Source organism: Caldibacillus sp. 210928-DFI.2.18 (assembly GCF_020554505.1).
Taxonomy (GTDB): Bacteria; Bacillota; Bacilli; order Bacillales; family Caldibacillaceae; genus Caldifermentibacillus; species Caldifermentibacillus hisashii.
The window spans coordinates 1-10,320 of record NZ_JAJCHL010000099.1; the positions used below are offsets into that span (position 1 = coordinate 1).

At 36.9% G+C, this 10,320-nt stretch carries 11 protein-coding genes; 5 read left to right on the plus strand and 6 right to left on the minus strand.

What is annotated here, in order from left to right:
• Positions 1–234: 234 nt before the first annotated feature.
• From map to LIZ98_RS15255, 3 genes are all read right to left on the minus strand, one after another.
• Positions 235–993 carry a type I methionyl aminopeptidase gene (map, locus tag LIZ98_RS15245; RefSeq protein ID WP_108899063.1) on the minus strand — a complete coding sequence of 253 codons (759 nt, stop codon included), beginning with the start codon at positions 991–993 and terminating at the stop codon, positions 235–237.
• Between the two features lie 97 nt (positions 994–1,090).
• Entirely contained in the window at positions 1,091–1,468 is a 378-nt protein-coding gene (locus LIZ98_RS15250) for a DnaJ family domain-containing protein (protein ID WP_227140155.1), read from the minus strand.
• Positions 1,469–1,684: 216 nt separating this feature from the next.
• A complete protein-coding gene (locus tag LIZ98_RS15255; RefSeq protein ID WP_041901795.1) occupies positions 1,685–1,909 on the minus strand; it encodes a DUF1128 domain-containing protein in 225 nt (74 codons plus the stop codon).
• A gap of 376 nt (positions 1,910–2,285) precedes the next feature.
• On the opposite strand from LIZ98_RS15255, the gene LIZ98_RS15260 reads away from it, so the two are divergent.
• The 3 genes from LIZ98_RS15260 (at position 2,286) to LIZ98_RS15270 (ending at position 4,111) form a co-directional block, all read left to right on the plus strand.
• Positions 2,286–2,756 (plus strand): low molecular weight protein-tyrosine-phosphatase, encoded by a 471-nt coding sequence (locus LIZ98_RS15260; protein WP_227140157.1) that lies wholly within the window; start codon positions 2,286–2,288, stop codon positions 2,754–2,756.
• Between the two features lie 66 nt (positions 2,757–2,822).
• Positions 2,823–3,164 (plus strand): hypothetical protein, encoded by a 342-nt coding sequence (locus LIZ98_RS15265; protein WP_034768392.1) that lies wholly within the window; start codon positions 2,823–2,825, stop codon positions 3,162–3,164.
• 110 nt (positions 3,165–3,274) lie between these two features.
• Positions 3,275–4,111, plus strand: a complete 837-nt coding sequence (locus LIZ98_RS15270; protein ID WP_192878699.1) for a YihY/virulence factor BrkB family protein — start codon at positions 3,275–3,277, stop codon at positions 4,109–4,111.
• Between the two features lie 323 nt (positions 4,112–4,434).
• On the opposite strand, the gene LIZ98_RS15275 is transcribed toward LIZ98_RS15270, so the two are convergent.
• The gene (locus tag LIZ98_RS15275) at positions 4,435–6,366 is read right to left on the minus strand and encodes a heavy metal translocating P-type ATPase (protein ID WP_375293592.1); all 1,932 of its coding nucleotides are present in this window, start codon (positions 6,364–6,366) and stop codon (positions 4,435–4,437) included.
• A 319-nt stretch (positions 6,367–6,685) separates the two neighbouring features.
• Positions 6,686–7,879 (minus strand): MFS transporter, encoded by a 1,194-nt coding sequence (locus LIZ98_RS15280; protein ID WP_227140154.1) that lies wholly within the window; start codon positions 7,877–7,879, stop codon positions 6,686–6,688.
• A 760-nt stretch (positions 7,880–8,639) separates the two neighbouring features.
• Here LIZ98_RS15280 and LIZ98_RS15285 point away from each other — a divergent pair.
• Complete coding sequence (locus LIZ98_RS15285) at positions 8,640–9,458, plus strand: YfkD family protein (RefSeq protein ID WP_375293593.1); 819 nt, start codon at positions 8,640–8,642, stop codon at positions 9,456–9,458.
• 258 nt (positions 9,459–9,716) lie between these two features.
• Positions 9,717–9,890 carry an SE1561 family protein gene (locus tag LIZ98_RS15290; RefSeq protein ID WP_227091950.1) on the plus strand — a complete coding sequence of 58 codons (174 nt, stop codon included), beginning with the start codon at positions 9,717–9,719 and terminating at the stop codon, positions 9,888–9,890.
• A gap of 234 nt (positions 9,891–10,124) precedes the next feature.
• On the opposite strand, the gene LIZ98_RS15295 is transcribed toward LIZ98_RS15290, so the two are convergent.
• The coding region (locus tag LIZ98_RS15295) for a hypothetical protein (RefSeq protein ID WP_227203119.1) at positions 10,125–10,320 on the minus strand (196 nt) is incomplete at its 5' end.

A 10,320-nucleotide genomic window follows, 5' to 3' on the forward strand; every position in this document is an offset into this window, starting at 1 on the left:
CGCCAAAAAATGAAGTTTCCGGCCCAAAAACGACGACGAGAAAGGGTCTCGTCGCTGAAAAAAGGAGTTTCCCGCGCAAAAACGACGACGAGAACAGGTTTCGTCGCCAAAAAAAGTTCCTCACACAAAATTGTCGGCGAGAGTAAGTCTCATCGGCAAAAATAGATTCACCCCGCCCAAAAATTCTTGCCGAGAAAGATCCCGCCAACACCCTGACACCACAGTTAATGATTATCAATCTAGATTATCTTGGTCTGTTAAAATCAATGTACCTTCTTTGGTAATCGCAATGGTATGTTCATATTGAGCCGAGTTTTTTCCATCGATTGTCCGGGCTGTCCAACCATTTGCATCCATTTTTGATAAATATTTCCCGACATTGACCATTGGCTCGATGGTGAATACCATCCCTTCTTTAATTCTCGGCCCTTTTCCCGGTAAACCAAAATGGGGAACATCCGGTTTTTCATGCATCGATGGTCCAATACCGTGTCCAATAAATTCACGGACAACGGAAAACCCTTCTTTTTCCACATATGTTTGAATTGCATGACCAATATCACCGATTCGGTTGCCCGGTACTGCTTTTTCGATGCCTAAATATAATGCATTTTTTGCAACTTCTAATAACTTTTTGTTCAATTCGGAAATTTCACCGACACCATATGACCAAGCGGAATCGGCCAAAGCACCGTTTAAATTAACAACCATATCAATTGTCACAATATCGCCGTTTTTTAATGGGGTTTTTCTTGGAAATCCATGACAAATTTCATCATTGATACTTGCACATGTGGCATACTTATACCCGTGATAACCTTTTTGTTCCGGTGTTGCGCCATGTTTTTTTAAATATTCATCAACGAACACTTCAATATCCCAGGAAGTTATGCCCGGTTCAATCATTTTTGCAATTTCTTTATGGCAAGAAGCAAGAATTTTACCTGCCTCCCTCATATTTTCAATTTCACGTTTTGATTTTAAAACGATCATTTCTACACCGCCTTCAAATACTAAAATATTCGCCTTCAATATTCTATTGTACTCTTTCTACATTGATTGTTCTAGTTTACCAAAAAATTATCTAATTTCATTTTAAAAGCCGGTCTTCAAGTTTCCTTTGATAATTTTTAAAAACAGATGAATTGGTACGGATTCTTTTCTTTGCCAACAACGAATTGTATTGTAATAATTTTTTTGATAAATCTTGCTCAAATTGTTTCCGCTCTTCATCATTCAAACAATTTTTCATTAAATCTTGGGTGGTCATAATTTCCTTCTTCAATTCGGCTTCTTCCGGACTAAAACCGGCATTCTCTAATATATGGTATGCCATCCTTAAATCCTCGGGAATTCCTGAATCATCTTTCAAATTTAACGGTTTACCCATCCCTTTTAAATTACGAAACTCCCCATCCTGATATGCCTTTTGAATTTTTTCTTCTGCAATTCGCCAAAATAAATCCATCCGACTCCCACCCTTATCGTTTTTAATAAACAGCCTATTATTTTAGTTCACCATTTATAGTGAACAAACCTTGGCCACAATGCGGATGCGCTTGTTTTAATCCCCTTTAGTTTACCATTTATAGCGCAAAAACCCCAATTTCCGAACCTTTAGATTAGCTTATCGCTTAATAATAAAACAACCCTCCGTACAAATGAGGGTTGTTTTACTTATTATTCATTTTTTTCGCAAGGATCCCAGCTCTTCAGCAATAGCTTGTCTTTCGTTTGGTGAAAAACGGTCCCGCTTAATGACAAGTTGATAAATATCGAAAAGTTCTTCGTATTTTTCCTCGTCAAATTGACTGGCTTTCATTATACTAGTATTGATAAAATTTAATTTTTCCGATATTTTATCAACCATATACACCATATTTTCCTTACTTTTGACTGATAAATCCATTCTTATCCCCCTTGTCAAAAATTTATCTCATACTTAGTAGGGAAGTCAAGGACTCCCACCAAAATGGGTGCGTCGATCACAATGTTGGTCCCACAAGGATATGACGCATTTAGCTTATGTTCCTATACTTCAGTGAGGATATCAATTTGATCCCGTACAGATTTTTGCCTTCATTCGCTCATTTATATGTAAAATGATAAAAAATAATGATATTGTTAATCATAGCATAGCTTATGTTCAGTTGAAATGATTTTTTGTTATAATGCAAAGTGTAAGGTCTTGTCAGTCTGTCCACAAAAACATGTTAGCTACTCATAAACATAAGTTAAGAATTCGTTGGACAGACTCCATAGATGATTTAAATGAGGTGATCATTTTGATACGGGTATTATTTGTTTGTCTTGGAAACATTTGTCGTTCACCGATGGCCGAAGCGGTGTTCCGTGATTACGTAAATAAAGAGGGGCTTGGTGACAAATTTTTCATTGATTCGGCGGGTCTTGGTGGTTGGCATATTGGGGAAGGTCCGCATCACGGTACAAGAAAAATTTTAAAGAAATATAATATTTCCGGGGAAGGACTAATTGCCAGGAAAATTGAAGCAGATGATTTGGACAAGTTTGATTATATTATTGCCATGGATGATGACAATCTTTCAGGGATCCAACGTTTGCGAAAAGAACATCCAAAGGCTTATGTGGCAAAATTAATGGATTTTGTTCCGGATGCGGATGAAAATAATGTGCCGGATCCTTACTACACAGGAAATTTTGAACAAGTATATCATTTGGTAACAATGGGATGTCGGGCATTATTGGAAAAAATAAAGGCTGAGCATGGTTTGTAGTATAATTAATAGAAAATTACTCTTTTATCGTTTCCAAAATTATATTGGCTGAAAGAGGGGGACATGATGAATAATAAATTTGTGAAGGGCATAATATACGGTGCGTTAATCGGTGGTGTGATCACTTTATTCGATAAAGAGGTTCGGCAACAGGCTTTGAGTGAAGGAAAACAAAAGGCGAGACAAATAAAGGGAGTCATTTTAAACCCGCGAGAAACGATTGATGAAATCCAAGGAAAATTTGATCAAGTTCGAAATTCTATTCAGCAATTTAATCGTGATATCCAATTTCTTACCGAAAAAGCTTCGGAAATAAAAGAACTTAGTCTGCAAACAGTAAAAACATTTACGGATGAACAGGAAAGTAAAGAGTATGAAAAGGCAAATTCGAATAATGAAAACCAATGATAGAAAACAGCATTACCGGGTTTTGCCGATGGTTTTTCATAAAAAAACCTCAAATGAAGGATGTAAGTTTTCTTAAATTGCTGGATATTCCAAAATGAACAGGTGATACGATGATTAATATAAAAAAGAGTATAAATTGGGTGTTGGATTTATATAGAAGAATTATAAGGCATGACTCTCTCGGGTATTCGGCACAACTGGCTTATTTTTTTCTATTATCGCTATTTCCATTATTAATTACGATGTTTTCCTTACTACCCTATTTACCGCTTAAAACCGAGGATATTATGTATTTTATTAGTGACTTTGCTCCAGGCGAAACAATAACTTTTATAGACTCTACATTGGATACATTATTGGAAAAGCATAATGGCGGGATTTTATCATTTGGTATTATTGCAACACTTTGGGCTGCTTCGAATGGAATGAATGCCATTATTCGGGCGATGAATCTGGCATATGAAATTGATGATGACCGGCCATTTTTCATTGTCCGCGGATTGTCTGTTCTGCTAACGATCGTTATGATTGCAGTATTTATTATTGCTCTTCTATTACCGGTTTTCGGGAAACATATCGGGATCTATATATCTTCAAAATTTGGCTATACGGATCAATTTATCGACACATGGAACACGATTCGTTTTAGTCTTAGTTCCGTGATTCTTTTTATTGTTTTCAGTGCAGTTTATTTTCTGACACCTAACCGAAAAATGAAATGTGCAACAGTGGTTCCCGGAGCTGTTTTTTCAACGATAGGTTGGATACTAGCTTCAATGGGGTTCTCCTTTTATGTGAACAATTTTGGAAATTATACGTTTATGTATGGCAGTCTCGGGGTTATTATCGTGTTGATGATCTGGTTTTATATAACCGGTGCAGTGTTGATTATTGGCGGAGAAATAAATGGATTAAATGAGGAAAATAAACGAAAAAATTGCAAGTGAGAAAATGGATAAATGACAAGCTGTTATTAGTTGCGTCTGAATTGTTTACGACGCTACACAAGGACGTGCACATTAGCGTTCAGTGGGGGATAGTTGCCCCACTGAAGAGCTTCGTTTTAAAGGGCAGTAACACTTCCGCCTAAAGATGTTCGAGTTTATAAAGAGGATAGGTGGGGGTCTGCCCGTAAATTCTGATTGGTTCAATTAACCATCAGTGCCCTGCTTTAAGCGGTCACTAAATCTTCCTCCTGAGACTTCAGGTAAAGGAGGAAGATAAGTGTCCGATTGGCTCGACTAACCATTAGAAGGAATAAAAAAACTACTTATTTTAAAAGTCTTAATCCATTCAGAATGACTAATATTGTACTGCCTTCATGCCCAATAACTCCTAGTGGCAGGTCAATTGATTGGAAAAAATTGGACATGACTAATAAAATAATGACACTGATTGAAAAGACGAGATTTTGTTTAATAATGCGGTTCATTCGTTTAGATAAATGGATCGCTTGAGAAATTTTCGTTAAATCATTTTTCATTAAGACAACATCGGCGGTTTCCAGTGCGGCATCCGTTCCTTCTCCCATTGCCATTCCAATATCAGCAGTGGCTAAAGCAGGTGCATCATTGATCCCATCACCGACCATTGCGGTTAATCCATATTTTTCTTTAATTGCGCGTATTTCGTTGGCTTTATTTTCCGGAAGACATTCATAAATATAATGACTGATGCCTACCTCACTTGCAATAGCCTTTGCGGTATTGGCGTTGTCACCGGTTAACATGATTGGTTCAATTCCCAAAGCTTGCAAATTGGTGATCGCCTGTTTTGATTCTTCTCGCACAATATCTTTCAATGCAAAAGCAGCGACAACTTGTTGATCTTTTTCAATATAGACGATTGTATTCCCTTGTTCTTCTAGGAAAGATCTTTGCTTTTCATCAATAACTTCTTCAATATTTCCATCCATAAAGGCCCGTTTCCCGATTTTCCAAATTTCACCGTTGAAGAAGGCTTTTACTCCCCATCCGCTAACGTCTTCTATCGAATCAAGCTCAAATGGTACATTTTGATTTTTTGTTGTGGCAAAGCGGACGATAGCTTGGGCTAACGGGTGATTTGAGTGTTTTTCAATGGCGGCAACAATTTGCAAAATCTTTTGCTTTTCATCTTCCAAATCCGGTTTTACAAGATATTGGCTCACTTCCGGTTTTCCTTGCGTTAATGTCCCTGTTTTATCAAAAGCGATAGCTCGTAAATTTCCTAAACTTTCCAAGTGTGAACCACCTTTAAACAAAATCCCTTTTCTGGCACCGTTTGAAATGGCCGATAATGTTGCCGGCATAATCGAGGCAACGACAGCACATGGAGAGGCAACCACCAACAATACCATTGCCCGGTAAAATGTTTCATTCCAACTCCATCCGAAAATATAATGTGGCAAAAATAACATCAATGAAACAATCGCCAATACCAGTTTTACATATGTGCCTTCAAAACGATCAATAAATTGTTGAGAAGGGGATTTTTGACTTTCGGCATTTTGAACTAAAGTAATAATTTTTTGAAATAATGTTTCGCTGCTCGGTTTTGTAATTTCGACGGTAATCGAACCGTTAATGTTCACGGTTCCGGCAAAAACATCATCATTTAGTCCTTTACCGACCGGAATCGATTCACCCGTAATTGCAGCTTGGTCAACGCTTGTTCTTCCTTTAATAACACGCCCGTCTGCCGGAATTCGTTCGCCCGGTTTTACGAAAATATGGTCACCAACTTGTAATTGTTCGACTGCAACTTTTACTTCTTTTCCATCTTTAATCAGCCATGCTTCTTCCGGTTGTAAACTCATCAATGCGGAGATTTCTTTTCTACTTTTACTCATTGTATACGTTTCAAGAGCACCACTTAATGCAAAAATGAAAATGAGGATGGCTCCTTCTTCCCAATAACCGATTATGGCAGAACCTAATGCCGCAAGCACCATAAGCAGTTCGACATTCAGTGTTTTATTGTGAATCGTATCTGTAATGCCTTCTTTCGCTTTAAAATAGCCTCCAATCACATACGCTAAGATATAAAAGAAGACAGAAACCGCTTGTTGGTCAAGTTTTGCCAAAATCCAACCTGTTAAAATGAGAATACCGCTAAAAAGGGCGAATCCTAATTCGATATAGGGTTCAATTCGGAGCAGTTTCTCTTTAAGAAGTTGATTTTCTTTCATCAGTTTTTTTCGAAGGCTAATATTTAATTCCATTTAAATCACGCTCCTACCTAATTGAGAATAAATCTCAAGTACATATTGGGATTTTATTAATTTTGTTTACCTAATTGAGAATGGAAATCAATTCACATCTGTTAAAATGTAATTGTTCTAGTAGTTGAGAATCATTGTCATTGCTATATTTTACCCATATCTTTGTATAATCATTATATCATATTATAGTAAATTGAAAAGGGAAAAGGCCCATTTTGTTTAAAGTAATTATAAATAAGTAATAAAAATAATTATAAATAAAGCAAAATAAAACAGGCTATCCTTCTTAAATCAAGAATAGCCTGTTTTTTTTCGTACATTAAAAATTCCAACGTTGATCAGCAAGAGGAAGTTGTTTTTCCTCTTTAAATCCGGCAAGACCAAAAAAGATGAGGAAGAGGATACAGCTAATTAAAAAGAAAAAGCTAATGTTAGGTAAATGCTCAATGGCAAGACCGCCGAGAAAAGGCCCGGAAATGCTACCTAAGCTAAAACAAATCGAAATTAATAAGTTTCCTGCCGGTAATAGGTGTTTCGGGATCGTATCCGTTAAAAATGCAATACTTAATGAATAGGTGGAACCCAGAAGCATTCCGGCAATAAAAAAGGCGGCTAACAGAAAATAGGCGGAATGTTCAAAGATACTGGCACTTAAGAAAATGACACTGCCGATTAACATAGCAAATAATAATACATTTCTTCGACCAAATCGATCACTTGCCAGCCCCAGCGGCAATTGAAAAATAATGGCACCGATTGAAAAAGCGGAAATAATAACAGCAATTAAATGAACATCAAAACCTAGCCGCAATCCATATACAGGGAAGTTACCGTTAAGTGATGCTTCTAATACACCGTAACATAAAGCCGGGAGAAGCGGTGCCCAAGCAAATTTAAGTACTTTACCAAAGCGGCCAATTGTTGATCGGATGCTTACCGGTTCCATGTCATTATTAATTTGATCGGGATATTCATTTTGTAAAAAAAAGACGGTCAGCCATGCAAGTAAACTAAAGAAGGCTGTTACATAAAACGGCAAGTTTTCGTTGATGTCGACTAACCTGGTTAAAAGCGGCCCGACGGCAAAACCAATCCCAAAAGATAACCCATAAAGAGATATATTTCTACCTCGTTTTTCTGGAGGTGAAAATGAAGTGATCCATGTTTGGGTTGAAAAATGAAGAATATGATCACCGATACCAATTAACAACCGCAAAATAAACCAGATCATTATGGTGTTCAAAAACGGAAATAAAAATAAAGAAATAATAACAATCAACCCACCGGTAATAATTAAGGGCTTATAGCCGAATTTTCTGAGCGGTGCTTCCATAAACGGAGAAGCAAGTAATACCCCTAAATATAAGCCTGTTGCATGTAGTCCGTTGACCGTAGATGAAACCCCGCGATTTTCTAAAATAATCGCAATCAATGGTAACAACATCCCTTGTGACAAACCGGAAATGATGACAAGCGCAACTAAAATGGGGAAGCGTAACTTTGTGTTTTTCATGATCCGATTTCTCCCTTACTGTAATTTCCATAATATGAATGGTATCGGTAAATTGCAAAGTTGGCAAGGGAAACTTATTCGTATTAGAATGTTATTTATTATAAAACTATTTGTTTGAAAGGAGAGATCGGGTGGAAATACGTGGAATTTCAATCGTAGGGGACACTGATTATAAATGGCTTTCAAGTTGCAAAAATACTAAAAATTACGCTCTTGTGGGGAACTGCACACTCATTGTCAATGGGCTTACAAGTTACATGTGTGGCAAGGTTTATACGACCAACATGTGTAGGTCTGAACAAACCGAAAGTATTCAGCCATCCAATTTTGCAGCCATCTTTCCACACCGTTGCAAATCGGACATTTCATTTCCACCAATGTATGTAGCCATCTTTCCACACCACTAAAAAATAAAACCGAGTGGCAATTCATAACCCACCCGGTTCATTTATTTTACGATTAGTTTTTTAAAAATAGTTTGAACGATTCACCCCCAAAAGTTCATTCACGATTCCAAGCGAGGTTCATGCATTCCATCCAAAATCTTCGTCTGTCCCCTCCTCTCAGGTGCAGTGTTAGAATGGAATATTTGCTTCCCTCCTTTTCCTTTTGTTAATACATAAATATTGCGGACGTTTTATTAATATTCTGATTTTAAAACAATTTTTTTTAGAAAAATTTTTGGATAAGAATAACAAGCATAGCGAAAAATATAGTCAAAATGAACATGGAAGGAGTTTCAAAGATGAATAAACCCTTATTGAAGTTATTTTTTCTAGTCTTGGCATTATTATTGACTGTGATTCTAAATCATCCGATAAGTTTTGCGGAAAAAACAGAAGTTCCACCAAAAAGTAAACCGGAGCAAAAATTCGAAATTCCAAGTTTTGTATTAAATGTGGCAAAGGAAAATACGTATCCAAATGCATCCCAAGATTTGCCACAACTTCAACCAAGTGAATTAACGAAAGAATTGCTTGAAACATCGAAAGTAAAAATAGAAAATCCGGATTTAATATTAATGCTAAATGAGTCTTCCATCAATAAACCGATCATTGCCATGGGACATAAAGCAACGATATATTTGGGACAATGGCCGCTTAACTATGTATCAAAAGAAACATCACCGAATTGGGAATATCAACAAATCAATACGAATTATTATGATAATCGTGGCGGCGATGCACCTTACAAATTCCATTATGTACAAGAAGTTCAAAAAATTGTGCGCGGTGGTTTGACGGCAAAAATTCCCCATGCAAATGATGTGAAAAAGATGATGTTGTTAAAAGCAGCTGAAAAAACAAAATTCCCGTTGTCCTTTGATACGGTTGTCGGAGCAGGAACGAAGAAAGATCAATACTACAATATTCCAAGCCGAAAAGTCGGTTATTTAGATGCATATGCACCTGCCGTGAATGAAAAAGGAACCGTTACGTATGGAGAAGTTTATCTTGTTTTAAAAGGCGGAAAAAAATCGATTGTCGTGAAAAATATTACGTCTCAAGGCATTGGGGCATGGATCCCGATTCAGGATTACGTTTCCTTTAAATTTTCCGCAGTCGAAATGCCAAGATAAGCCGCCATATTTATCCCGACTTAACGGGCAGTAAGACTCCCACCTCAAGTTTCTCGAGTTTACAAAAAAGATGGGTGGGGGACGGATTTCCCACCACCAGTGGGGGATGAAGAAAACCCCATTGATGGAAGTTTCACTTGTGGGATTAAAAGAAAGTAGGAAGAAACTGGTTTGTTTCATTGTCAAAATTAGGGCAGTTCTCTAAAATGAAAGAAGGTGTATAATAAGGACAGATATCATTGGAAGGGAGTTATTTTTTTGCCAACGACTCAAGATAAACAGTTTGACATTTTGCAACAACGATTCAACTCATTTATTGAAACATTGGAAACGATGGAGCCGGAACATGTCGACTTGGAAGAAATCGACCGGCTTATCCAAATGATTGGCGATTTGGAAGAAAAATGTAAGCAAATAAAAGAACAAGGATAGTTTTTAAATTAAGCCCCCATTTGAACAGGGGGTTTTTTATTACAAAAAAGGATAAAATTCCAGTAGTGATGCAATTGGATTTTTATCGTTTCGTTCAAGTACGTTGGTTTGGCCAATTCTATTAGACATTTTGGCTTATTTTTTGTAAAAATTGTCCAATAGAGCGGTTTTAATGGACATTTTTGTTCGGTATTTTGAAGGTTTTGTCCAATAAAGCGTGATTGGTCCCTCCTATTAGACACTTTGCCTTATTTTTCTGTAAAAATTGTCCAAAAGAGCTGTTCTATTAGACAGTTTTGATTCAACTATTAAAGAAATTGTCCAATAAAGAGAGGATTGGTCCCTTCTATTAGACATTTTGGCATACCTTTCCACAAAAATTGTCCAATAGAGCGGTTTTAATGGACATTTTTGTTCGGTATTTTGAAGG

Bases quoted from the DNA above. Each gene is read 5' to 3' on its own strand.
- LIZ98_RS15265 (WP_034768392.1), top strand. From the start codon at position 2,823: ATGAATAATAAATTTGTGAAGGGCATAATATACGGTGCGTTAATCGGT.
- LIZ98_RS15270 (WP_192878699.1), top strand. From the start codon at position 3,275: ATGATTAATATAAAAAAGAGTATAAATTGGGTGTTGGATTTATATAGA.
- LIZ98_RS15280 (WP_227140154.1), bottom strand. From the start codon at position 7,879: ATGAAAAACACAAAGTTACGCTTCCCCATTTTAGTTGCGCTTGTCATC.
- LIZ98_RS15255 (WP_041901795.1), bottom strand. From the start codon at position 1,909: ATGGATTTATCAGTCAAAAGTAAGGAAAATATGGTGTATATGGTTGAT.
- map (WP_108899063.1), bottom strand. From the start codon at position 993: ATGATCGTTTTAAAATCAAAACGTGAAATTGAAAATATGAGGGAGGCA.
- LIZ98_RS15275 (WP_375293592.1), bottom strand. From the start codon at position 6,366: ATGGAATTAAATATTAGCCTTCGAAAAAAACTGATGAAAGAAAATCAA.
- LIZ98_RS15250 (WP_227140155.1), bottom strand. From the start codon at position 1,468: ATGGATTTATTTTGGCGAATTGCAGAAGAAAAAATTCAAAAGGCATAT.